We start from the raw sequence: 23,402 nt of genomic DNA, 5'->3' as shown, positions 1-23,402 counted from the left end.
TATGGATTAACGGATTGCATATGACTGAACAGCGCCCGATTGCGGTCCTGGGAGGCGGAAGTTTTGGTACCGCCGTGGCCAATCTTTTGGCCGAGAATGGCCATCAAGTCCGGCAGTGGATGCGTGACCCCGAGCAGGCCGAGGCCATCCGGGTCAATCGCGAAAACCCGCGTTACCTCAAAGGCATCAAGATTCTGCCGGGGGTGACCGCCGTCACCGACCTGCAGGAAACCCTCGACGCCTGTGATTTGTGCTTCGTCGCGCTGCCGTCCAGCGCATTGCGCACGGTACTCGCCGCCCACGTCGAGCGGTTGAGCGGCAAGATGCTGGTCAGCCTGACCAAAGGCATCGAAGCCCAGACCTTCAAACTGATGAGCCAGATTCTTGAAGAGATCGCCCCGCAAGCGCGCATTGGCGTGCTGTCCGGACCGAACCTGGCGCGGGAAATCGCCGAACATGCGCTGACCGCCACGGTGGTCGCCAGCGAAGACGAAGAGCTGTGCAAAGCCGTGCAAGCCGCGCTGCACGGTCGTACGTTCCGCGTTTACGCCAGCGCTGACCGTTTCGGTGTCGAGTTGGGCGGGGCGTTGAAAAACGTCTACGCGATCATCGCCGGCATGGCGGTGGCGCTGGAAATGGGCGAGAACACCAAGAGCATGCTGATCACTCGCGCTCTCGCCGAGATGACCCGCTTTGCGGTGAATCAGGGCGCCAACCCGATGACCTTTCTCGGTCTGGCCGGTGTCGGCGATCTGATCGTCACCTGTTCCTCGCCGAAGAGCCGTAACTATCAAGTCGGTTTCGCCCTTGGCCAGGGCCTGAGCCTCGACGAAGCGGTGTCGCGTCTTGGCGAAGTCGCCGAAGGCGTCAACACGCTCAAAGTGCTCAAGGCCAAGTCCCAGGAAGTCGGCGTGTACATGCCGCTGGTCGCCGGGCTGCATGCGATCCTCTTTGAAGGACGCACGCTGGAGCAGGTGATCGGTCTATTGATGCGGGCCGAGCCGAAAACCGACGTCGACTTTATTTCCACCAGTGGTTTCAACTGAGTGAGCCGGGAGTAGCAAGCCATGAACGATCCGAAAACCGAAGCCAAGTACGAATCCATCCTCCTGCGCGTGTTGTGGATGATCGTCTACGTGCTGGTCTGGCAAGTGGCGCAGTTCATCCTCGGCGCAGTGGTGCTGGTGCAACTGATCTATCGTTTGATCTATGGCGCGCCGAGCGCCAGCCTGATGAACTTCGGCGACAGCCTGAGCCAGTTTCTGGCGCAGATCGGCCGCTTCGGCAGCTTCCACAGCGACCAGAAACCGTGGCCGTTCGCCGACTGGCCAACGCCGCGTACTCCGGAAGGTGAGGCGCCACACGCCGTCGCGCCGGCGCCGCATCCGGTTCGAGATGAGGAACCCAAGCTATGAAACTCTGGGTGTTGCGTCACGGTGAGGCCGTGCCTTACGGCTCGTGCCCCGATTCCGAACGGGAACTGACCGAGCACGGTCGTAAAGAAGCTTTGAGCAGCGCTGCGCGTTTGATTGGCCAGCCGCTGACGGCGATTTACGCCAGCCCCTATCTGCGCGCGCAGCAAACCGCGCAGATTGTTCGTGAGGCGCTGGGTTTCGAGCCGGAGATTCGCACGGTCGAGTGGCTGACGCCGGAGGTTGATCCGGACAAGGTCACCGATCAACTGGTGTCGGTGAGCAATGTGCTGTTGGTCAGCCATAACCCGTTGGTGGGCAATCTGCTGAGCTACCTGCAGCATGGCGCCGGGTATCCGCCGGAGAAGGTCAGTACTGCTGGCTTGGCCGAGCTGGAAAGCCCTGAGTTGCTGATTGGCTCGATGACCCTCAACAGCCTCAAACACCCGTAACGCTGATCCCTTGTGGGAGCGAGCCTGCTCGCGAAAGCGGCGTGTCATTCACCCTTTATGGGTCTGACACACTGCATTCGCGAGCAGGCTCGCTCCCACATTGGTTTCTGCGTACATCCTGAAATTATTTGTTTGAATTTTCCAACCAAGCACTTGCTTGGTTGACTACGCTTGCTCCAGACCCAAAAACAGGAGCGAGTCGCATGTCTGCTGCCTTCCGTTTGCCGCTGGACGTGTTCTACGAGCGTGAAGCCCGGCACCCGCGCCAGCGCTTTCTGGTGCAGCCCGTCGGTGGCGGCCAGGTCGAAACGCTGAGCTGGGCGGATGTCGGCCATCAGGCTCGCTGCGCCGCGCACTGGTTGCGCGCCCGCGAGTTGCCGCAAGGCAGTCACATCGCCCTGATCTCGAAAAACTGTGCACACTGGATCATCGCCGACCTGGCGATCTGGATGGCCGGGCACGTCTCCGTTCCGTTGTATCCCAACCTCACCGCCGACTCCGTCGCGCAAGTACTCAATCACTCGGAAAGCGTCCTGGCCTTCATTGGCAAACTCGACGATTGGCCGGGCATGTCCAAAGGCGTGCCGGCGGATCTGCCGACCATCAGCCTGCCGCTGCATCCGCCCGGGGATTTCGATTTCAGCTGGGCCGACCTGCAGCGCAGCTCACCGATTCAGGACGATCCGCGCCCGGCGGCCGAGCAACTGGCGACGATCATCTACACCTCCGGCACCACCGGGCTGCCCAAAGGCGTGATGCACAGTTTTGCCAATCTCGGTTTTGCCACGACCCGTGGCACGCAACTGTTCGGCCTCAACGAGAACGACCGACTGCTGTCGTACTTGCCGCTGTGCCACGTTGCCGAGCGCATGTTCGTTGAACTGGCGTCGATCTACACCGGGCAGACAGTGTTCTTCGCCGAGAGCCTTGAGACATTTATCACTGACTTGCAGCGCGCGCGGCCGACCGCGATGTTCGGCGTGCCGCGCATCTGGACCAAATTCCAGATGGGCGTGTACAGCAAGATCCCGGCCAAGCGCCTCGACTTCCTCCTTGGCCTGCCATTCATTGGCAAACGGGTCGGGCACAAAGTACTGGCGGGGCTGGGGCTGGACGCCTTGCGGGTAGCATTATCCGGTGCCGCGCCAGTGCCGCAGACCTTGCTTGCCTGGTATCAAAAACTCGGCCTTGATGTGCTGGAGGTCTATGGCATGACCGAGGGCTGCGGTTACTCGCACATCTGTCTGCCCGGGCAATACAAACAGGGCTGGATTGGCAAGCCGTGTCCGGATGTCGAAGTGCGCATCGATGAATCGGGCGAAGTGCAGGTACGCAGTCAGGCGAACATGCTCGGCTATTTCAAGGAGCCGCTGAAAACCGCAGAAACGATTACCGCGGATGGCTTTCTGCGCACCGGCGACAAGGGCGAAGAGGATGCAGAAGGGCACCTGCGCCTGACCGGTCGGCTCAAGGAAATCTTCAAGACCAGCAAGGGCAAATACGTCGCCCCGGCGCCGATTGAAAATCGCCTGGCGGTGCATTCACGGATCGAACAGGTCTGCGTGGTCGGTGACGGCTTGAGCGCACCTCTCGGATTGTGCGTGCTGTCGACGGTCAATCAGGAGGAGGGCCGGGCGAGTCTGCACTCGAGTCTGGAAAAACTCCTGGAGGAGGTCAACGCCGCGCTCGACAAGCATGAGCGCCTGCGCCGGTTGGTGGTGGTCAAGGACAGTTGGGCGGTGGAAAACGGCTTCCTTACGCCGACCCTGAAGATCAAGCGCAACGTCATCGAAGACACCTATGGCGCGCGTTTCGAAGAATGGAGCGAGCGCAGCGAGGCGGTGCTGTGGCAGGATTGAGCGACGACTAAAACAACAAAGGAAGTCTGCGATGAGCTTGTGGCGCACCACCCCGAACATCGAGCAGTTGAACGCAATCCAGAAAAACACCATCGGCGAAGTACTCGACATCCGCTTCGAAGCGTTCGACGAAGAATCGCTGACCGCGAGCATGGTCATCGACCATCGCACTCATCAGCCGTATGGCTTGCTACACGGCGGCGCGTCGGTGGTACTGGCGGAGTCCGTCGGTTCGATGGCCAGTTACCTGTGCATCGATGCCAGCAAGTTTTATTGCGTGGGGCTTGAGATCAACGCCAATCATTTGCGCGGCTTGCGCAGTGGCCGGGTGACGGCGGTGGCCAAGCCGATTCACATCGGTCGCACCACCCATGTGTGGGATATCCGTCTGACCAGCGATGAAGGCAAGGCCAGTTGTGTGTCGCGGCTGACCATGGCAGTGGTACCGCTGGGTGAGCAGCCACCCTCACCCTAACCCTCTCCCAGAGGGAGAGGGGACTGACCGGGCTGGATGTTCGAGTTGCGCCGACCTGAGTTATCGAGCCGAACTCAGGTTTTGAAACTCATGCAAATCTGCTCCCTTCCCCCTCGCCCCCTTGGGGGAGAGGGCTGGGGTGAGGGGGTAGCGATCCGACTGACTCACCATAGCCCTGACCGGACTGTCATCATTACTGGCAGTTACGGTCATTGCTGTCGGGCGCGGTCTTACGGACAATCAACGCCACGTTTCCTGCTCATGGATTTACCAGCATGTCGCAACCGATCTTTTTCGCCCACGCCAACGGGTTTCCCTCGGGTACCTATGGCAAGTTGTTCGCGGCGCTGGCGCCCGAGTATCGGGTTGCACATCTGGAACAGCATGCCCATGACCCGCGTTTTCCGGCGGACGACAACTGGTACAACCTCGTTGATGAGCTGATCCACCATTTGCAGCAGCAGGATCAACCGGTGTGGGGCGTCGGCCATTCCTTTGGCGGTGTGTTGCATTTGCACGCAGCGCTGCGTTGTCCTGAGTTGTATCGCGGCGTGGTGATGCTTGACTCGCCGGTGCTGACCCGCACCGATCAATGGGTGATCCGTGCCGCCAAGCGCTTTGGTTTCATCGACAAATTGACTCCGGCAGGCCGCACCCTTGGTCGACGGGAAGAGTTCGCCGACCTCGACAGTGCGCGCAGCTATTTTGCTGGCAAGACACTGTTCCGTGGTTTCGATCCGGAATGCTTCGATGCCTACCTGCAGCACGGTTTGCATCAGGTTGGCGACAAGCTGCGCCTGCGCTTCGACCCGGCGACCGAGATCAGCATCTATCGCGGCGTGCCGCACACCAGCCCTGGCCGTACGCGTCAATTGCAGGTGCCGTTGGCGGTGGTGCGCGGGCACAAGAGTCGCGTGGTCATGCGCCATCACACCCGTTTCGTTTCACGTCTGGCCCAAGGCGAGGCACTGAGCATGCCCGGCGGACACATGTTCCCGCTTGAGCGTCCGCAGGACACCGCGCGCCTGTTGAAAAACCTGTTCAACCGCTGGGAAAACCGCCAGGACAAGGATTGCGCATGAGCCCGACCTTCGAAGAAGTGCGCCTGAGCCTGCCGCATATCGAACTGGCCGCGCATTTGTTCGGGCCCGAGGACGGTGTGCCGGTGATCGCGCTGCATGGCTGGCTCGACAACGCTAACAGCTTTGCCCGTTTGGCGCCGAAGCTCAAAGGCTTGCGCATCATCGCGCTGGACATGGCCGGGCACGGGCATTCCGGGCATCGGCCGAACGGTGCCGGGTATGCACTGTGGGACTATGCCCATGACGTGCTGCAAGTCGCCGAGCAACTGGGCTGGAAGCGGTTCGGCCTGCTTGGGCATTCGATGGGCGCGATTGTTTCGCTGGTGCTGGCGGGGTCGTTGCCGGAACGCATCAGCCATCTGGCGCTGATTGACGGCGTGGTTCCGCCTACAGACAAAGGCGAAAACGCCGCCGAACGTATGGGCATGGCCCTGCAAGCGCAACTGGATCTGCACGAGAAACGCAAACCGGTCTACAACACCCTCGACCGCGCTATCGAAGCGCGCATGAAAGGTCTGGTCGCAGTCAGCCGTGAGGCCGCCGAATTGCTGGCTCAGCGCGGACTGATGCCGGTGCCCGGTGGCTACACCTGGCGCACCGACAATCGCCTGACCCTGCCATCGCCGCTGCGCCTGACCGAGGAACAGGCGATGGCTTTCGCGCTGCGAGTCAGTTGCCCGGCGCACTTGGTGGTCGCGGCTGAGGGCATGCTGGCCAAACATCCCGAGTTGCTGGAACGTCTACCCTTTAGCCGGGAACAGTTGGCGGGCGGGCACCATTTGCACCTGAACGATGAGGCCGGGGCCGACCTTGTCGCAGACTGTTTCAATCGGTTCTTCGCCATTCCTTGACTTGCTGCGGGCAACTGTCGAGGCTGGTCGGGTTGAAATGGGAGACAACCACGATGGATTTCTATACCGCTGCGACCTCGAATTACCCAGTCATGCCGATCCGATGAGCCTGACTATGCGGTCACTCAGTCTGTTGGCACTGTGCTGTTTCAGTACCGTTTCGTTCGCCGCCGATGTGCCGGGCAGTCAGGATCTGCAGATCGTGCCGCGTCTGGCCGATGCACAGATCGTCGACTATCGCCCTCCGGTTGAACTGGAGCGCATCTATCCGCTGGGCTCGATCCGCAAGATCAGTGGCCAGCTGCGTTTCGACGGTCAGGTCACCGCCCGTGGCCAGACCACTTCGGTGACCTACGAATTGCCGCCCGAACACTCCGCCACCGAAGCCTTTACCGCTGCTCGCGAAGCCCTGCAAAAACAGGACGCCGAATTGCTGTTCTGGTGTCAGGCGCGTGATTGCGGCGAAAGCAGCCTGTGGGCCAACGAGGTGTTCGGTAACGCCAAACTGTATGGCGCCGACGAGCAACAGGCCTATCTGCTGTTGAGGCTGGCGGCACCGCGGGACAACACGCTGGTGGCGCTTTACAGCATCACCCGCGGCAATCGCAAAGCCTATCTGCATGTCGAACAATTCGAGGCAGTGGCACCGCTGGGTGAGTTGCTGCCGACCTCGGCGACCCTGTTACGTCAGCTCAAAAGCACCGGTGAGCTGGACTTCCCTGATCGCGTGAATGAGCCGGATGACACCTGGCTACGCCTGATTTCCCGAGGTCTTAACCTTGACACGACGTTGCGCGTCACGGTATCCGGGCCCAAGGCCGAAGCCTGGCGTGAGGCGCTGATCAATCAGGGTGTTCGGGCGGCACGCATGGAAACCGGCAGTGTCGAAGGCTCTGGCCTGCGCATCGATCTGTTGCGTTAAGCTGTTGCGGGCGAGCACGAACCGCGTGTTCGCCTACTCTTTGCCTGACTGACTTTTTCGAGACCTTACATGCTCAATAACGATCGCCTGCTGGTGCAGATCCTGCTGCTGGTGTTGTTTGGTGCCAGCCTGTGGGTGATGGCGCCGTTCTGGTCGGCGCTGTTCTGGGGCGCGGTGCTGGCGTTTGCCAGTTGGCCGCTGATGCGCCTGCTGACCCGTTGGCTCAATGGTCGCGAGTCCTTGGCTGCGGCGATTCTGACGTTGGGCTGGATGCTGCTGGTGGCGGCGCCGCTGGTGTGGCTGGGGTTCAATCTGGCCGATCATGTGCGTGATGCCACGGCGTTCATCAAGGATGTGCAGGTCGACGGTCTGCCTGAGGCGCCAGCGTGGCTGGGGACTGTGCCGTTTGTTGGTGAACGGCTGGTGGGGCTGTGGAACAGCATCGATCAGCAGGGCGCCGCGCTGATGGTGTCGATCAAACCTTATCTGGGGCAGGTCGGTAACTGGCTGCTGGCGCGCAGTGCGCAGATCGGCGGCGGGATCCTTGAGCTGACTCTGAGTATTGTTTTTGTGTTCTTTTTCTACCGTGACGGGCCGCGACTGGCGGCGTTTGTGCACAGTCTGCTGGAGCGCTTGATCGGTGATCGTGCCGGGTATTACATCGAGTTGGTGGCCGGTACGGTGCAGCGCGTGGTCAACGGGGTGATCGGCACCGCGGCGGCGCAGGCGGTTTTGGCGTTGATCGGGTTTTTGATTGCCGGGGTGCCGGGGGCATTGGTGCTCGGGATCGTTACCTTCCTGTTGAGTCTGATTCCGATGGGGCCGCCGTTGGTGTGGGTGCCGGCGACGGCCTGGCTGGCGTGGAAGGGTGAGTATGGGATGGCGGTGTTTCTCGGGATCTGGGGGACATTCATCATCAGTGGCGTGGATAACGTGCTCAAGCCGTATCTGATCAGTCGCGGCGGGAATTTGCCGTTGGTGATTGTGTTGCTTGGGGTGTTTGGCGGGTTGATTGCGTTTGGGTTTATCGGGTTGTTTATCGGGCCTACGTTGTTGGCGGTGGCTTATAGTTTGTTGACGGATTGGAGCAAGAGTCAGTCTCGGGTTGAAGAGCGGCGCTAGCGGTTTTGGGTTTTGGGTGAATATCCGTTGCTGCGGTAACGGCTGCTTAGGGTTCCGCCCTTACGGCGGGTCACTTTTTCCAGACGCCCGGAATGCCGGCCCAGAAAAAAGTAACCAAAAAGGCTTGCTCCTGCGTGCGGCCCGCTCGCTGGGGCTCGGGATTCCTTCGCTGCGGGATCGATCCGGGCGCAGCGTCTCCGGTTTGCTTCGCTGCACCTACTCCCGCTGTGTTTGGCTTCGCCAAACGGTCGCTGCGCTCCCACGCCCGGATCAATCCCTCCACTCAGCCTTCCGACGTCGCCTTACAGATCAAGAGCTGCAGCCGAGCTAACGCTCATCCTGTTGAGTGGTGAAGAGGTCGGCTTTTGTTCGGTGTTGGATTCGCCCCTCACCCCAGCCCTCTCCCGAGGGAGAGGGAGCCGATTTTCGGGCTTTTCATGATCTGAGTTCAACACGGTATCGCACGCCGGCGTAGCTCTCCCAAACACCTCGATCAGTCCCCTCTCCCTCTGGGAGAGGGTTAGGGTGAGGGGCGTCGACTCAAGTCGCTACATTCAAATACTTGCCAACCGACGCCGTTTTTTCCAGCGAGTACTGCTTGCTCAAATTGGCAATCATGCGATTCAGAGCTTCTGTCGTACTCTGGGTCGAAGCGGTCTGCTCTTCCTCTGGTCGTTCTCTCCCAGCCTGTAGCGCCGCTTTCAGCTCATCGCTGCTCACGCCACCGCTGCTGTCGCTATCGAGAACCTTGAGCAGCGCTGCGCTGGTGTCAGTGCTGGTGGTTGAAGTCGCGCTGTCGCTGGCTTGCAGTGCGCTGCTCAGTTCGGTCGCGCTCACGCTGCCGTCGCCATCGGCGTCGAGCTGGCTGAACAGTTCGTCGCTGTTGATTTGAGGTGGCGGAGGCGGTGGTGGGGTCAGGCTGGCGGTGAGTTCGTCCTGGCTGACGGTGCCGTCCTTGTTCTTGTCGAGTGCGGAGAAGAGTTCGTTGCTGTCGGCGGTGCTGCCGGCGCTGGTCAGGCCGCTGCTCAGTTCGTCGCTGCTGATGGCGCCGTCGCCATCGGTGTCGAGGGCGCTGATCAGGGCGTCCGCCAGGTCGGTGTCGGGGGCTTGATCACCGGGCGGCGGCGGGGGCGCCATGGCGGTCATTTCTTCGGCGCTGAGGCTGCCGCTGTCGTCGCTGTCCAGATCGCCGAATTGTTTGCTCAGGTTGACCAGCAGGCCGTCGTCGGATTTCTGTGACAGGGCGCTTTTCAGTTCGTCCTGATCCACCGCGCCGTCGCTGTTGCTGTCGAGTTTGGCGAACAGTTCTTTTTGCAGTTGCTGGCTGCGCGCGTTTTGCGTGGAGGTGCTGCTGCTGGTATAGCTCGTGTAGTTGCTGACGCTACCGATCATCGGACTCACTCCCTGAAATGGCAAACCGGTGGGTGTACCGGCTTATGCAGGGTCAGGGCGCCAGTTGTCCGGGGTATGTGGGGTTTGTACCGGACGGTACACACGGCAGAATGAACATCGCTGAACCCTGTGGGAGCGAGCCTGCTCGCGAAGAGGCCGGTACATCCAAAAAAGATGTTGGATCAGCTGACGCCTTCGCGAGCAGGCTCGCTCCCACAGTGAGTCGGTGGCGTTCTCAGGGGCGTGGCAGGCGAATGATGGCGGTAAGGCCGCCGCCCGGGGTTTCTTCAAGATTGAGCTGACCACCCAAACGTAGCGCCGCCTCGCGAGCAATGGTCATCCCTAGCCCCACACCGCCGGAATTGCGATTACGCGAGCCTTCCAGCCGATAAAACGGTTCAAACACCGCCTCACGCTTGTCTTCGGCAATTCCCGGGCCGTGGTCGATCACGCGAATCAGCAGTTGTTCGCGCTGATCCTGCAGTTCAATCCGCGCCTGCCCGGCGTAACGCAGGGCGTTGTCCATCAGGTTATTGATGCACGAACGCAACGCCATCGGTTGTACCGGCAGCGGTGCGCAATGGCCGCTGACCTGCACGTCGGCGCCCTGGTCCTGAGCGTTTTCGCACAGCGATTCGACCAGCGCCTGCACATCCATCAACTGCAAGGCTTCGCTGGTGCGTTGTTCGTGCAGGTAGGTGAGGGTGGCGTCGAGCATGCCGATCATGTCGTCCAGGTCTTGACGCATCTGGCCTTGCAGCTTTTCGTCGCTGATATTTTCCAGGCGCAGTTTCAGCCGAGACAGCGGCGTGCGCAGGTCGTGGGATACGGCACCGAGCATGCGTGCGCGTTGCTGCACCTGTTCGCGAATGCGCCGCTGCATCAGGTTGAAGGTGTGCGCCGCTTGCCGTGCTTCTCGCGGGCCAGACTCATCAAGTGGCGGGCTGTCGAGGTCTTCGCTGAGGCGTTCGGCGGCGTCGCTCAGGCGCTGGATCGGGCGACTGAGCAGTTTGGCGCCGTACCACGCCGCGATCATCAGCGTGATGAACTGGAAGGTCAGCGGCACCACCGGCCCACCGAACCATGGGCGCGGGGGCCGTGGCGGGTAGCGCGGGTCCTGCGCCATCGGTTGGCCGTCGGCGCCCTGGGAGAACTCCGGAGGTGGCGGAGGTGGCGGAGGCGGGGGCGGGCCGTAGAGGCGGAACCAGGTAAAAGCCAGCAGGTGCGCGAGGACGATCGCCACGAACAGCACGCCAAACAGGCGGCCGAACAGCGTGTCGAAGCGCGCCCGCATCAGCCGATGTCTCGCGCGTCGAACAGGTAACCTTCACCGCGCACGGTTTTGATCAGCTGTGGGGCTTTCGGATCGTCGCCGAGTTTTTGCCGCAGACGCGACACCAGCAGATCGATGCTGCGGTCGAAGGCTTCGATTGAGCGACCGCGCGCGGCGTCGAGCAATTGTTCGCGGCTGAGCACCCGACGCGGTTTTTCGATAAACACCCAGAGCAGGCGGAATTCGGCGTTGGACAGCGGCACTACGAGACCATCGTCGGCGATCAACTGACGCAGAACGCTGTTCAAGCGCCAGTTGTCGAAACGGATGTTGGCCCGCTGTTCGGTTCGGTCATCGCGCACCCGACGCAGAATCGTTTGAATGCGGGCGACCAGTTCACGCGGTTCGAACGGCTTGGCCATGTAGTCATCGGCGCCCAGTTCCAGGCCGATGATACGGTCGGTCGGTTCACAGCGGGCGGTGAGCATCAGGATCGGGATGTCCGATTCGGCGCGCAGCCAGCGGCACAGCGACAAGCCGTCTTCGCCGGGCAGCATCAGATCCAGCACGACGACGTCGAAATGCTCGGCCAGCATCGCCTGGCGCATGGCTGCACCGTCGGTGACGCCGCTGGCGTGAATGTTGAAGCGCGCGAGGTAATCGATCATCAGCTCGCGGATCGGCACGTCGTCATCGACGATCAGCGCACGAATGCTCCAGCGCTTGTCGTCTTTAGGCTCATCCGTCGCGGTCATTTGGTTGTTGTGCATGAGGCTGTTCATCTGCCAGTAGGCCGCCAACCACAAAAGATGGGCTGCGAGGTGGTGGTTTCAGCATAGGCGTCCAGCTGTGAGGCGGGAAGTGCTGATGTAAGGACGTGTTGCGGCTGGCGAGGCTAGCGCGGGCGCTTGTTGCTGGCGTGTCGGTTGTGTACCGAAGTCGACACAATAGCAGCGAGCGCTATGCTGATCACGGCCGGCGCGACGATTTACCGATCATCGGGTGCCGCGCTGCCGCCGGTTCCGCTACAATGCGCGCCGATTTCGACCTGCCTGAGAGCCCATTCATGTCCGCCTGCCAGACTCCTATCATCGTCGCCCTGGATTTCCCCACCCGTGACGCCGCACTGAAGCTGGCCGACCAGTTGGACCCGAAACTGTGCCGGGTCAAAGTGGGCAAGGAACTGTTCACCAGTTGCGCCGCAGAAATTGTCGGCACCCTGCGTGACAAGGGTTTTGAAGTATTCCTCGACCTGAAATTCCATGATATTCCCAACACCACCGCGATGGCCGTGAAAGCCGCCGCCGAGATGGGCGTGTGGATGGTCAACGTGCATTGCTCCGGTGGCATGCGCATGATGGCCGCCTGCCGTGAAGAGCTGGACAAGCGTAGCGGCCCGCAACCGCTGCTGATCGGCGTGACCGTGCTGACCAGCATGGAGCGTGAAGACCTCGCCGGTATCGGCCTGGATATCGAACCGCAGGAACAAGTGCTGCGACTGGCTGCACTGGCCGAAAAGGCTGGCATGGACGGTCTGGTGTGCTCGGCGCTGGAAGCCACGGCACTGAAAACCGCGCATCCGTCGCTGCAACTGGTGACCCCGGGGATTCGTCCGGCGGGCAGCGCGCAGGACGATCAACGCCGCATTCTGACCCCGCGTCAGGCACTGGATGCCGGTTCCGACTATCTGGTGATCGGCCGTCCGATCAGCCAGGCGGCTGATCCGGCACAGGCGCTGGCGTCGGTTGTCGCCGAAATCGCCTAAGCCACACTGAAGATCCAAATGTGGGAGCGAGCCTGCTCGCGAAGAGGGTGTATCAGTCGAAGTCAGTATCGACTGAACCACCGCTTTCGCGAGCAGGCTCGCTCCCACATTGGTTTTTGTGCTGGCCTTAAACCTTCAACACCAACTTGCCGAAGTTCTCACCGCTGAACAATTTCATCAGCGTCTCCGGGAAAGTCTCCAGTCCTTCGACGATATCTTCCTTGCTCTTGAGCTGCCCCTTGGCCATCCACCCGGCCATTTCCTGCGCCGCGCTGGCGTATTGCGCGGCATAGTCCATCACCACAAAACCCTCCATCCGCGCGCGATTGACCAGCAGCGACAGATAGTTGGCCGGGCCTTTGACCGCTTCCTTGTTGTTGTACTGGCTGATCGCACCGCAGATCACTACGCGCGCCTTCATGTTCAAGCGGCTCAATACCGCATCGAGGATGTCGCCACCGACGTTGTCGAAGTACACGTCCACACCTTTCGGGCATTCGCGTTTAAGTCCCGCCACGACATCTTCGGACTTGTAATCGATGGCACCGTCAAAGCCCAGTTCATCGATGAGGAATTTGCACTTGTCGGCACCGCCGGCAATGCCAACCACACGGCAACCTTTGATCTTGGCGATCTGCCCGGCAATGCTGCCCACTGCGCCCGCCGCACCGGACAGCACAACGGTGTCGCCAGCCTTCGGTGCGCCGACATCCAGCAGAGCAAAGTAAGCGGTCATGCCGGTCATGCCCAGTGCCGACAGATAAACTGGCAGCGGTGCCAGTTTCGGATCGACTTTGTAGAAACCTCTTGGCTCGCCGAGGAAGTAATCCTGCACGCCAATGGCACCGTTGACGTAGTCGCCGACGGCAAATCCGGGATTGTTCGAGGCGATGACTTTTCCCACGCCCAGTGCACGCATGACTTCGCCGATACCGACCGGGGGGATGTAGGACTTGCCTTCGTTCATCCAGCCACGCATGGCCGGGTCGAGGGACAGGTATTCGTTCTTGACCAGAATCTGGTTCGCTGCCGGTTCGCCCACTGGTACTTCCTGATAGGTGAAGGTCTCGCGGTTGGCCGCACCCACCGGGCGTTTGGCGAGCAGGAACTGGCGATTGGTCTGGTTGGTCATGGCAGGCACTCGAACGGAATGAAGCCTTGTTGATAGACCCTCAGCGGCATTGGCGCAAGGTTGGCTGATGCGGCGAATGCACGCCGATCCAGTGCAGTGATAATCACTGGCATGGTTTTATCACTGCGGTGCATGTGTACATAAACAGCCATTGGATAGTGCTGACGTGCGGCAGACCTCAATGACTATGCTGCGAATCTACAAATCCCCTGCATCTAGCCCTTCGAGGACATAACAATGAGCATGACGTTTTCCGGTCAGGTTGCCGTAGTCACAGGCGCGGCCAACGGCATCGGCCGTGCGACCGCGCAGGCGTTCGCCGCCGAGGGCCTGAAAGTGGTGGTCGCCGACCTGGATGCGGCAGGGGGTGAAGGCACAGTCGCGTTGATTCGTACCGCCGGTGGCGAAGCGACGTTCGTGCGTTGCAACGTGACCGTCGAAAGCGAAGTGAAAAATCTGATGGACGAGGTCATCAATACCTACGGCCGTCTCGACTATGCCTTCAACAATGCCGGCATCGAAATCGAAAAAGGCAAACTGGCCGACGGCTCGATGGATGAGTTCGACGCGATCATGGGGGTCAACGTCAAAGGCGTCTGGCTGTGCATGAAGTATCAACTGCCACTGTTGCTGGCGCAGGGCGGCGGGGCGATCGTCAACACCGCCTCGGTAGCGGGACTGGGCGCGGCACCGAAGATGAGCATCTATGCGGCGTCGAAGCACGCGGTGATCGGTTTGACCAAATCGGCGGCCATCGAATACGCGAAGAAGAAAATCCGCGTCAACGCGGTGTGTCCGGCGGTGATCGACACCGACATGTTCCGCCGTGCCTATGAGGCCGATCCGAAGAAGGGCGAGTTCGCCAACGCCATGCACCCGGTCGGTCGTATCGGCAAAGTCGAGGAAATCGCCAGTGCCGTGTTGTATCTGTGCAGCGACGGTGCAGCATTCACCACCGGTCACTCGCTGGCCGTGGACGGCGGAGTCACCGCATTCTGAACTGAACTCAGGAAAAACAGCCCGCATTCCTTGCGGGCTTTTTTTTGAATCACGGTCAGTTCCGTGAAGCCCCTTAAACAATGTGTATCAAACCGTTAGAACGGTCGCTTTTGGCGGCGTTGTCGCACAGCCTGTCCGGCGCGGCTGTGATTTACTGCCGCCAGCAAAACGGACAGGAGTTTGCTTGCTCATGGAATTGAGAATTGATCGACAGGCAATGGTGCCGGTCGTGCAGCAGATTGTTGACGGACTGACGGAGTGGATCCTGCAAAGTGGTGTGCCGCCGGCTACCCGTTTGCCTTCGGTTCGGCAAATTGCTCGAGGCAATCTGCTCAGCCAGTCGTGTGTTGTCGAGGCGTGTGAACGGCTGGTATCGCAGGGTGTTTTGAGCTCATGCCAAGGCACCGGGTTCATCGTCGCTGCCGCGCCAGCGATGCTGGGTGCAGAGGATGAACTGGCGCCATTCGAAGGCCGGTTTGCCTGGTGCGATGCAGTCTGCGAGGCCGCAGGCGGCTTGAAACTGGGGGCCGGAGGTCTGCCGCAAAGCTGGCGCGAGCCTGACGACCTCAGCTATGCGCTGCGCGAGGTGGCTCGCACCGACATGGCCAGCCTGTTCAACTACAGCACGCCATTAGGACTTCCAGCGTTGCGCGAGCAGATCGTCAAACGCCTCAAGCTGTTCAGTATCGAGGCCCGCAGTTCGCAGTTGCTGAGTACCTGTGGCGCCAGCCATGCGCTGGATCTTATCGTGCGCACCTTGTTCAAGGCCGGTGACTGCGTGGTGGTCGAAACCCCCGGGTATGCGCCGCTGTTCGACCTGCTGCGCCTGCATGGCGTGCGCATGCTTGAGGTGCGCCGCACCCCGACCGGGCCGGACATCGACGCACTGGAGGCTTTGCTGCAACAGTTTCGGCCAGGTGCGGTGTTCATCAACAGTCATCATCACAACCCCACCGGCAGTTGCCTGTCGCCAAGCGTGGCGCAACGCATCCTGCAACTGAGCAAAGCCTACGATGTGCGCTTGATCGAAGACGATGTCTACGCGGACTTGCACACCGGTAACGGTACACGACTGGCAGCGCTGGACGATGAGGGACGGGTCATCTACGTGGGCAGTTTTTCCAAGACCCTGAGCAGTTCGTTACGGGTCGGGTTCGTCTTCGCCGACAGCGAAATTGTCAGGCGGCTGGCGCAGGTCAAGATGATCAGCGGCTTGGGCGCATCAAGGTTTTCCGAGGCGGTACTGGCCAGCCTGATGGGTTGTGGCGCTTACCGCAAACTGGTGCAGCGCCAGCGTCAACGCCTGAATGCCGACCGGGCTGCCGCTTTGCAGGCCCTGGAGGATGCCGATTGGGAGGTTTTCGGCAAACCTGCAGGCGGGCTGTTCATCTGGGCGCGTTCGCGCATGACCGATCATTCTCGAATACGCCGGCAGGCGCAACGCTGTGGCGTGTTGCTGTCAGCGCCGGATGCCTTCAGCCCCAGTGGCGAGGCGGGCGACTGGCTGCGGATCAACGTCGCGTACGCCTGCGACCCGCGCGCTCGGCAGTTTTTCCGCAACACCAGTGCGGATCGACTTCAAGTGTTCTGAAAACGACGCGGGCGTAGCTTTTTGCCATTATTCCGACGCCAGAGACTTGTGCGGGTGAGTGGCCGTTGCGACTCTTCGCTTTACTGACAATGGCAGGGGACTACGCGCAATGATTTCGGCCATGCAAGGACGTTTTGCCAACCTCGGTATGGCAAAAAAACTGGGTATCGGGTTTGTATTGGTTTTGCTTCTGACCGCGCTGGTGGCGGCCATTGGCGTCTGGTCCCTGCAAACCATCAGTCATCGTTTCGATGGTCTGAAACAGATGTCCTCGCTTAACAGTGGCCTGCTCAAAGTGCGCCTGCTCGAGCAGGAATATGCCTTGCGGGGCGATCCGAAGACGGCCGATGCCCTGCGTAAGGGCGTCGACGAACTGGTTGTTCTGGCTGATCAGCTCAAAGCGCAGTCGGCGGCCAATGTGCCGGTCATGAATGATGTGCAGCAGTCGCTCGGCGCTTATCGAAAAGCGTTCGACGAGTTTGTGTCGTTGACTCAGGCCAAGGACCTCGCGCTGGAAATGGCCAGTTGGTCGGTGTCCAGTGTGGCCAATAATCTTGATGTCTTGCAGGCCGGGCTTGCCGACGACGGTGCATATACCTTGAAGGACACCGAGGGCAAGGACGGGGCGCAGTTCATCGAACAGGCCAGTCAGGTCAGTCAGGTCTCCCGGTTGATGCTGCAAGCGATGAACGAAGCGCGGATTCGTCTGGATCAAAGCCGCAAGGGCGATGCCGACGGTGCCGGCAAAGGCAATATCGAACAGGCCGCACAGGCCCAGACGCAGGCCGAAGAACTGAAAACCACGGTCAAGGACGAGGGTTACCTGACCGTGCTCAATGAAGTGTCCGGGCATATCGCCGGTTTCAACGACAAACTGGCCGAGTACACCGGATTGCTCGCGCAGGAAAAGACCGTCTACGAGCAATTGCACCAGCGTGCCGACCAAGTGGTCGAGCGGGTGAATCAGGCGTATGTCGCTGAAGACGGCGCGATGCAGGCGGAACTGAAGAAAAACTCGCTGTTGATCATTGGTTCATCGGCGCTGGCGTTGTTGGTCGGCTTGCTCGCGGCGTGGCTTATTACCCGACTGATCGTCGCGCCATTGCGCAGCGTGATTCGGGTCGCCCAGCAGATTGCCGCTGGTGACTTGAGTGCAACGGTGGAAGTGACCCGGCGCGACGAGATCGGTCAGTTGATGCTGGCGATGCAACAGATGGGCGCGGGTCTGAGCACCATCGTCAGTGGTTTGCAGGCGGGGATCGAGCAACTGGCCAGTTCGGCGCAATCGTTGTCGACGGTCACTGAGCAGACCAACCTCGAGGTCAGCAGCCAAAAGGAGGAAACCGAGCAGGTCGCCACGGCGATGAACCAGATGACCGCCACCGTGCATGACGTTGCGCGCAACGCCGAAGAAGCGGCGCTGGCCGCGCAGACGGCGGATGACAAGGTCGAGAGTGGTCAGCAGGTGGTGCGCCAGAGCATGGCACGGATCGAACAATTGGCCGACTCGGCGACATCGGCCAGTTCCAGCATCGAAAGCCTCAGTGCGGAAATCCAGAATATCGGCACGGTGCTGGGAGTGATCAAGAGTGTCGCCGAACAGACCAATCTGTTGGCGTTGAATGCTGCGATTGAGGCAGCACGGGCAGGTGAGCAGGGCAGGGGCTTTGCGGTGGTGGCCGATGAGGTACGTGCATTGGCTCGGCGCACGCAGCAATCGACTGAGGAAATTGAACGGCTGGTCAGTGCGCTGCGCTCGGCGGCGCATGCTTCAGTGCAGCAGATCCAGAGCAGTGGGGAGTTGGTGAAGCTGGCGGTCAGTGATGCGTTGCAGACCGAGAGTGCACTGGGGAGTATTGCGGCGGCGGTGTCGTTGATTCAGCAGATGAATCAGCAGATTGCGGCGGCGGCCGAGGAGCAGAGTTCGGTGGCGGAGGAGATCAATCGCAGTGTGACGAGTATTCGCGCAAGTGCGGATCAGTCGTCGATCGCGATGCGCGGCAATGCGGCTTCGAGTGTTGAGCTGGCGCAGTTGGGGAGTGAGTTGCGGGGGATGGTTGGGCATTTTCGGCTTTGACGCTTTGACGCTTTGACGCTTTGACGCTTTGGGCTTGGCGGCCTTTGGGCCGACCAGGCTCTTGGGGTTTTGGGTGTATATCCGTTGCTGTGGGTGTTGCTGATTAGGGTTCCGCCCTTACGGCGGGTCACTTTGGCAAACGCCCCAAAGTAACCAAAGGTCTTTGCCCTGACGTTCGGCCCGCTCGCTGGGGCTCGGGGTTCCTTCGCTCCGGGATCGATCCGGGGGGCATCGCCTACGGTTTTGCTTCGCTGCACCTCCTCTCGATGTGTTCGACTTCGTCGAACGGTCGCTGCGCTCCCACCCCCGGATCAATCCCTCCACTCAGCCTGCCGACGGGCTTTCAGATCAAGATCAAGAGCAGCAGCCGAGCTAACGCTCATCCTGTTGAGTGGTGGGAAGCAGAAGCGATGCGCGGTCTGCTCTTGCTCTTTTGTGGGAACAAGCTTGCTCCGGGCGGTGTTCCGGCGAAGGCGGCCTGACAGCCGACCAAGCTCTGTCAGATTTGCTCAACCCCATTGTAGGAGTGAGCCTGCTCGCGATAGCGGCTTGGCGGCCAACCCATCTCTGCCGGATGTACTCAAACCCTGTGGGAGCGAGCCTGCTCGCGAAGGCGGCCTGACAGCCGACCAAGCTCTGTCAGATGTGCTCAATCCCATTGTAGGAGTGAGCCTGCTCGCGATCTCGGCCTGGCGGCCAACCCATCTCTGCCGGATGTACTCAAACCCTGTGGGAGCGAGCTTGCTCGCGAAAGCGGCCTGACAGCCGACCAATCTCTGTCAGATGTGCTCAAACCATGTGGGAGCGAGCTTGCTCGCGAAAGCGTTCTCACATTCACCGGGCGTCTATCGTGTTCACTCCCGCGAGCCCACAAAAAAGCCACCTCTCGGTGGCTTCTCTTTCAACTTCTGCAATCAGTCGTATATCACTTTCTTTTTCCAGTCCGCATCGGCCTCGACATCTTTGAGGCCGGCAGTCAGTTGGTTCTCTTCACCTTCAACCGGTGCGATTTTGTCCATGACTTGGGCGTTGGCGCGGGCCAGCAGTTTTTCCAGGTATTGCAGTTGCTCTGCATACATCTGTGGATCCTGCTGTTTGCGCAGGTATTGCACGCCGCGTTCGAAGGCGAGGCGGGCCTGGCCGGGCTGGTTTTGTTGCAGGGACTGTTGGCCGAGGTTATTGAAGAACTCGATGTGCAGCAGCACCAGAATATGGCGGACTTCGCGAATCCAGTGTTTGGCTTCGTTCGGTGGCAGGAAGCCGTCGTGAGCGGCACGGGTGATTTGGCCGTGGAGGGCTTCGAGCAGGAAGCGCACATCTTTGGCTTTGGCTTCGGTCAGAATCGGCGACGGCGGGTTGTTGACCGGGATCGATTCGCCTTGGGCGACCAGGGCGCTCAGTTCGGTGATGCGCGCTTTGGTGGTGGCGCTGGTTTTTTCCAGGTTCAGCAGGCGCTGGCAGACGTTCAGTTCCAGACGGGTCAGCAGCAGCTTGAGTGCCGGGGTCATGAACTGGCCCGGGAAGGTTTCGGTCAGTTCGCCGCAACGGCGCAGGCGGTCGTTGAGTTCGACCTTGGTGCGGGCCTTCTCCAGTTTGTTGTTTTCCACCACATGGTTCATGTAGCCAATGGCGATCAGAATTGCGATCCCGGCTATGACTAGCAGGGTGATCATGAGTGGTGTCACCGGTAAGACCTCTTTATAGGGTTCGCATGCGAGTGTAGTGGCTGGGCATTTAACCGCCTAGCGCCGCTCGACTGGTTGGTTCGGCAGGTTCAATCTGTATCGGCCGCACGCTGCTTATATGAATGCTGGCGCTGCGGGTTCAGATTGCCATCACTGTGGGTGGACTATAGCGTCTTGGCGAGTGGCGGAATATAGGCGTCAATCGTCGGGCGACGGAAAAGCCTGATTGCCGCCGTAAAGCAGGTCGAAGTCATTGATTTAAATAAATTTATATCAAGGGGTTGACGACCTCTCAATCCATCCATAGAATGCGCGCCACTTGCAGCGTAAAGCACACAGCGAAGCGCGGCAGGGAGTGAATGTTGTAGTGTGTCCCCTTCGTCTAGTGGCCTAGGACACCGCCCTTTCACGGCGGTAACAGGGGTTCGAGTCCCCTAGGGGACGCCAATGCGGGAATAGCTCAGTTGGTAGAGCACGACCTTGCCAAGGTCGGGGTCGCGAGTTCGAGTCTCGTTTCCCGCTCCAATTTTAAACAGCAGTGCTTTCGGGCGGTGCTGAGTGAAACCAGAACCAAGTCTTCGGGCAAGGATCTGGACACCGAAACACACACCATGTGTTCCGGGTAGCGTGTCCCCTTCGTCTAGTGGCCTAGGACACCGCCCTTTCACGGCGGTAACAGGGGTTCGAGTCCCCTAGGGGACGCCATTTGCGGGAATAGCTCAGTTGGTAGAGCACGACCTTGCCAAGGTCGGGGTCGCGAGTTCGAGTCTCGTTTCCCGCTCCAAATTCTAAAAGCGCCGCTCAGTGAGCGGCGTTTTTATTAGTGAAAGTTGTAGCCTGTGTCCCCTTCGTCTAGTGGCCTAGGACACCGCCCTTTCACGGCGGTAACAGGGGTTCGAGTCCCCTAGGGGACGCCATTGCGGGAATAGCTCAGTTGGTAGAGCACGACCTTGCCAAGGTCGGGGTCGCGAGTTCGAGTCTCGTTTCCCGCTCCATATTCACAAAAACGCCGCTCAATAGAGCGGCGTTTTTGTATGCGCGGGATTTGTGGCTGTGCTGTCAGCGCTAAAGAAAAAGGCCCGCCGAAGTGATTCGGTGGGCCTTTTTGCGTTTTTGCGTCTGCTACCAGGACAGCATCAAGCGACCGGCAAACAGGATCAGCACCACTCCCATGGTGCGTTCGAACCAATGCCCCATGCGCATGAACAGCACTCGAACCCGACTGCTCGAGAAAAACAGCGCAACCACGACAAACCACAGCGCATTCACAAAGCACATCCACAGCCCGTAAAAGGCCTGGATTTGCAGTGGCGTGCTGGCGCTGATGATCGTGGTGAAGATTGCCAGGAAAAACAGCGTGGCCTTGGGGTTGGTCGCATTGGTCAGAAACCCGGTGCTGAAGGCTTTGAACAGCGTCTGCTCAACAACTGGTTCATCGCTGGTTTTTTCACCTTCAAGGGCTGACTTTGGCTTGCTGCGCAGCAGGCTGACACCCAGATACAGGATATAAGCACCGCCAATCACTTTGGCTACGGTCAGCAACCACGGCGTGGTGTGCATCAGCGCCCCGACACCCAACAGCGTGTAGAGCACGTGCACGGAAATCCCTGCGCCGATACCCAGCGCCGTGCAGATCCCCACCAATCGGCCGAAGCGTACGCTTTGGCGAATCGTGACTGCGAAGTCCGGGCCGGGAGCAACCACGGCCAGAAAGTGAATGGTTGCCAGCGCCAGAAACTCGCCCAGATAATTCGAATACATCTCAGCTCCAGTAGGTCAGGGGTGAAGCATTGCCGCGATAGCCGACAAAAAAGGAAAGGCTCAAGCGCGGATCGGCCACGCCTGGGGTCACCGAGTGCATGCGCCGCGAATTGAACATGATGAAATCGCCGGGTTGCGGTCTCACTTCGAGGGCGGGAGGGCCGAGCAGCGCCGGTTCGATGCCGTAACTGTCGCCACGCATCTCGTCGAATTGGTCCGGGGTGATGTCGTCGTCCCACACCTGCAGCGCGCCGCCTTCGGTCGGCATGTTCAGATAGACGTTGCAGGCAAACTGCGCCTCCAGGCTGCGTGCCTGGAAGCTGTCCGGGGCATCCTTGGCGAAAATGTCGTGATGGGCTAGGAAGCACACCCCCGGTTTCACTACTCGTGAGAGGCCGACATACATTTTCCGGCCATAAAGATTTTCCAGATGCGCGCCGGCCGGCCAGGATTCGTCGAGCATGCAGCGCAAGGTATCGATGGGTGAGGAGTAGGGCGCGCAGCGATTGCGCAGTTCAGCGATGTTGCTGGTAGCGCGTTCGAAGTAATCCTCGATCAGCAGCGGCTGGTTTTCCGCCTCATAAAAAGCCATGCCGATGCGGCCGATACTCGGCGCGTTGATGTAACCCTCAAAGCCTGGAGCGAGAATCTTGTCGCCAATCTGAATGGCCAGCGGCTCCGGCAAAAAGCCTTTGACGCGAATGGCGAGGACTTCTTCGTTGGCCAGTTTTTTTATGCACGTCTCATCGAGACGCTCGACGTCTAGCATCATTTTTTTAGGTCCATCTATCGATAGTCTACGGAAGCTGCGAGTGCAGTTCCCCGGCGACGGACGCTGTGTGAGGCAGCGTCCGAAATGCTCAATCCACGCTGTAGTGGACGGACAACGTGCCTTTCTTCTGCGAAAGGGACGCGATCGTGACTGTGCCCAGATCCTTCAGGCTACGTACATGGGTGCCGCCGCAGCCGTAGGCGGGCAGTTCACCAAAACCGATTTCCCGCGCGCCTTCGCGCAGCGACGTCAGGCGCGGTAGATCATGCTCGATCCACTGACCAATGCCGTATTGAACGGACTCTGCGTCGACTTCCTGCGCGGCATCGCCGGGCTTGAATTGCACTCGACCTTCGTCCGGCCAGTGGTGTGCCTTGATCGGCGTCCAGCCCAGGGCTTGCACGAAATGCCCGATCAGATGTCCGGCCGAATGCATGCGTGTGTTGAAGCGACGGCGCTCCTCGTCGATGCGGATGCAGGTCATGCCGAGCGCCACCGGTCGATCGACAAAATGAATGATCCGGTCCGGCTCCTGCACTACACGCAGTACCTGGCTCTCGCCGATCCAGCCGGTATCACACGGCTGACCGCCACCTTGCGGATGGAACAATGTGGCGCGCAGCACCACGGCAAATTCGTTCTCTTGGGGCGTGCAGTCGAGGACTTCCACATTGGCCTTGAGGTCATCACTATGGAAAAAGAGGCGAAGCGTCATATTCCATGCCCTTATTAAAGTTTCTGTTTTTATTATATGAATCGTGTAATAACGTGATAATCCGT

The 23,402-nt window shown here is 60.0% G+C and carries 22 protein-coding genes and 6 tRNA genes; 19 read left to right on the top strand and 9 right to left on the bottom strand.

The window, feature by feature from the left end; translation table 11 throughout:
• Positions 1 to 20 precede the first annotated feature (20 nt).
• The 9 genes from PspS49_RS21830 (at position 21) to PspS49_RS21790 (ending at position 8,175) form a co-directional block, all read left to right on the top strand.
• Positions 21 to 1,046, top strand: coding sequence for an NAD(P)H-dependent glycerol-3-phosphate dehydrogenase (locus PspS49_RS21830; RefSeq protein ID WP_160041442.1), 1,026 nt, complete (start codon positions 21 to 23; stop codon positions 1,044 to 1,046).
• Positions 1,047 to 1,067: 21 nt separating this feature from the next.
• On the top strand, positions 1,068 to 1,415 hold the full coding sequence (locus tag PspS49_RS21825; RefSeq protein WP_008087808.1) for a DUF4389 domain-containing protein: 348 nt from the start codon (positions 1,068 to 1,070) through the stop codon (positions 1,413 to 1,415).
• The gene (gene sixA / locus PspS49_RS21820; protein WP_007917466.1) at positions 1,412 to 1,864 is read left to right on the top strand and encodes a phosphohistidine phosphatase SixA; all 453 of its coding nucleotides are present in this window, start codon (positions 1,412 to 1,414) and stop codon (positions 1,862 to 1,864) included. The genes PspS49_RS21825 and sixA overlap by 4 nt, the downstream gene beginning before the upstream one ends.
• Positions 1,865 to 2,067: 203 nt before the next feature.
• Positions 2,068 to 3,723: an AMP-binding protein gene (locus PspS49_RS21815; protein WP_160041440.1), complete on the top strand. Its 1,656-nt coding sequence runs from the start codon at positions 2,068 to 2,070 to the stop codon at positions 3,721 to 3,723.
• Positions 3,724 to 3,754: 31 nt separating this feature from the next.
• The gene (locus PspS49_RS21810) at positions 3,755 to 4,198 is read left to right on the top strand and encodes a hotdog fold thioesterase (protein ID WP_077574107.1); all 444 of its coding nucleotides are present in this window, start codon (positions 3,755 to 3,757) and stop codon (positions 4,196 to 4,198) included.
• A 275-nt stretch (positions 4,199 to 4,473) separates the two neighbouring features.
• Complete coding sequence (locus PspS49_RS21805; RefSeq protein ID WP_127929363.1) at positions 4,474 to 5,280, top strand: alpha/beta hydrolase; 807 nt, start codon at positions 4,474 to 4,476, stop codon at positions 5,278 to 5,280.
• Entirely contained in the window at positions 5,277 to 6,131 is an 855-nt protein-coding gene (locus PspS49_RS21800) for an alpha/beta hydrolase (protein WP_160041438.1), read from the top strand. The genes PspS49_RS21805 and PspS49_RS21800 overlap by 4 nt, the downstream gene beginning before the upstream one ends.
• Before the next feature lie 115 nt (positions 6,132 to 6,246).
• Positions 6,247 to 7,053 carry a DUF4892 domain-containing protein gene (locus tag PspS49_RS21795; protein ID WP_095120607.1) on the top strand — a complete coding sequence of 269 codons (807 nt, stop codon included), beginning with the start codon at positions 6,247 to 6,249 and terminating at the stop codon, positions 7,051 to 7,053.
• A gap of 69 nt (positions 7,054 to 7,122) precedes the next feature.
• Complete coding sequence (locus PspS49_RS21790; RefSeq protein WP_160041436.1) at positions 7,123 to 8,175, top strand: AI-2E family transporter; 1,053 nt, start codon at positions 7,123 to 7,125, stop codon at positions 8,173 to 8,175.
• 540 nt (positions 8,176 to 8,715) lie between these two features.
• Here PspS49_RS21790 and xopAW read toward each other — a convergent pair.
• The 3 genes from xopAW to PspS49_RS21775 all read right to left on the bottom strand — a co-directional run bounded on the left by xopAW (position 8,716) and on the right by PspS49_RS21775 (position 11,622).
• The gene (gene xopAW, locus PspS49_RS21785; RefSeq protein ID WP_160041434.1) at positions 8,716 to 9,567 is read right to left on the bottom strand and encodes a XopAW family type III secretion system calcium-binding effector; all 852 of its coding nucleotides are present in this window, start codon (positions 9,565 to 9,567) and stop codon (positions 8,716 to 8,718) included.
• Positions 9,568 to 9,802: 235 nt separating this feature from the next.
• Entirely contained in the window at positions 9,803 to 10,861 is a 1,059-nt protein-coding gene (locus PspS49_RS21780) for an ATP-binding protein (RefSeq protein ID WP_160041432.1), read from the bottom strand.
• Positions 10,861 to 11,622 (bottom strand): response regulator, encoded by a 762-nt coding sequence (locus tag PspS49_RS21775; RefSeq protein ID WP_127929358.1) that lies wholly within the window; start codon positions 11,620 to 11,622, stop codon positions 10,861 to 10,863. Before PspS49_RS21775 ends, PspS49_RS21780 begins: the two co-directional genes overlap by 1 nt.
• A gap of 284 nt (positions 11,623 to 11,906) precedes the next feature.
• Between PspS49_RS21775 and pyrF the strand changes: the two genes are divergently transcribed.
• Positions 11,907 to 12,605, top strand: a complete 699-nt coding sequence (gene pyrF / locus PspS49_RS21770; RefSeq protein ID WP_162483045.1) for an orotidine-5'-phosphate decarboxylase — start codon at positions 11,907 to 11,909, stop codon at positions 12,603 to 12,605.
• 127 nt (positions 12,606 to 12,732) lie between these two features.
• On the opposite strand, the gene PspS49_RS21765 is transcribed toward pyrF, so the two are convergent.
• Together PspS49_RS21765 and PspS49_RS21760 are read right to left on the bottom strand one after the other, a co-directional pair.
• Positions 12,733 to 13,737 carry an NADP-dependent oxidoreductase gene (locus tag PspS49_RS21765; protein WP_095120604.1) on the bottom strand — a complete coding sequence of 335 codons (1,005 nt, stop codon included), beginning with the start codon at positions 13,735 to 13,737 and terminating at the stop codon, positions 12,733 to 12,735.
• On the bottom strand, positions 13,734 to 13,889 hold the full coding sequence (locus PspS49_RS21760; RefSeq protein ID WP_160041430.1) for a hypothetical protein: 156 nt from the start codon (positions 13,887 to 13,889) through the stop codon (positions 13,734 to 13,736). The genes PspS49_RS21765 and PspS49_RS21760 overlap by 4 nt, the downstream gene beginning before the upstream one ends.
• A gap of 85 nt (positions 13,890 to 13,974) precedes the next feature.
• On the opposite strand from PspS49_RS21760, the gene PspS49_RS21755 reads away from it, so the two are divergent.
• The 3 genes from PspS49_RS21755 to PspS49_RS21745 all read left to right on the top strand — a co-directional run bounded on the left by PspS49_RS21755 (position 13,975) and on the right by PspS49_RS21745 (position 18,404).
• Complete coding sequence (locus tag PspS49_RS21755; protein ID WP_016983635.1) at positions 13,975 to 14,736, top strand: SDR family oxidoreductase; 762 nt, start codon at positions 13,975 to 13,977, stop codon at positions 14,734 to 14,736.
• A gap of 190 nt (positions 14,737 to 14,926) precedes the next feature.
• Complete coding sequence (locus PspS49_RS21750; RefSeq protein ID WP_160041428.1) at positions 14,927 to 16,327, top strand: PLP-dependent aminotransferase family protein; 1,401 nt, start codon at positions 14,927 to 14,929, stop codon at positions 16,325 to 16,327.
• Positions 16,328 to 16,436: 109 nt separating this feature from the next.
• The gene (locus tag PspS49_RS21745; protein WP_160041426.1) at positions 16,437 to 18,404 is read left to right on the top strand and encodes a methyl-accepting chemotaxis protein; all 1,968 of its coding nucleotides are present in this window, start codon (positions 16,437 to 16,439) and stop codon (positions 18,402 to 18,404) included.
• Positions 18,405 to 19,318: 914 nt separating this feature from the next.
• Here the strand turns inward: PspS49_RS21745 and PspS49_RS21740 are convergent.
• Positions 19,319 to 20,077: a hypothetical protein gene (locus PspS49_RS21740; RefSeq protein ID WP_174245077.1), complete on the bottom strand. Its 759-nt coding sequence runs from the start codon at positions 20,075 to 20,077 to the stop codon at positions 19,319 to 19,321.
• A 383-nt stretch (positions 20,078 to 20,460) separates the two neighbouring features.
• Between PspS49_RS21740 and PspS49_RS21735 the strand changes: the two genes are divergently transcribed.
• The 6 genes from PspS49_RS21735 to PspS49_RS21710 all read left to right on the top strand — a co-directional run bounded on the left by PspS49_RS21735 (position 20,461) and on the right by PspS49_RS21710 (position 21,084).
• Positions 20,461 to 20,536: transfer RNA gene (locus PspS49_RS21735), tRNA-Glu, on the top strand.
• A 2-nt stretch (positions 20,537 to 20,538) separates the two neighbouring features.
• Positions 20,539 to 20,614 (top strand) — tRNA-Gly (locus tag PspS49_RS21730).
• A 104-nt stretch (positions 20,615 to 20,718) separates the two neighbouring features.
• Positions 20,719 to 20,794, top strand: a tRNA-Glu gene (locus PspS49_RS21725).
• Positions 20,795 to 20,797: 3 nt separating this feature from the next.
• Positions 20,798 to 20,873 (top strand) — tRNA-Gly (locus PspS49_RS21720).
• 57 nt (positions 20,874 to 20,930) lie between these two features.
• A tRNA-Glu gene (locus PspS49_RS21715) sits at positions 20,931 to 21,006 on the top strand.
• Between the two features lie 2 nt (positions 21,007 to 21,008).
• Positions 21,009 to 21,084 (top strand) — tRNA-Gly (locus PspS49_RS21710).
• A 127-nt stretch (positions 21,085 to 21,211) separates the two neighbouring features.
• Here PspS49_RS21710 and PspS49_RS21705 read toward each other — a convergent pair.
• From PspS49_RS21705 to PspS49_RS21695, 3 genes are all read right to left on the bottom strand, one after another.
• A complete protein-coding gene (locus PspS49_RS21705) occupies positions 21,212 to 21,850 on the bottom strand; it encodes a LysE family translocator (protein ID WP_150775169.1) in 639 nt (212 codons plus the stop codon).
• Position 21,851: 1 nt separating this feature from the next.
• On the bottom strand, positions 21,852 to 22,622 hold the full coding sequence (locus tag PspS49_RS21700; protein WP_127929353.1) for a 2OG-Fe(II) oxygenase: 771 nt from the start codon (positions 22,620 to 22,622) through the stop codon (positions 21,852 to 21,854).
• A gap of 88 nt (positions 22,623 to 22,710) precedes the next feature.
• Entirely contained in the window at positions 22,711 to 23,337 is a 627-nt protein-coding gene (locus tag PspS49_RS21695; protein WP_127929352.1) for an alanyl-tRNA editing protein, read from the bottom strand.
• Positions 23,338 to 23,402 lie beyond the last annotated feature (65 nt).

Origin of the sequence: Pseudomonas sp. S49 (genome assembly GCF_009866785.1) — a bacterium.
GTDB lineage: Bacteria > Pseudomonadota > Gammaproteobacteria > Pseudomonadales > Pseudomonadaceae > Aquipseudomonas.
This window is presented reverse-complemented; position numbering and strand designations above follow the sequence as displayed.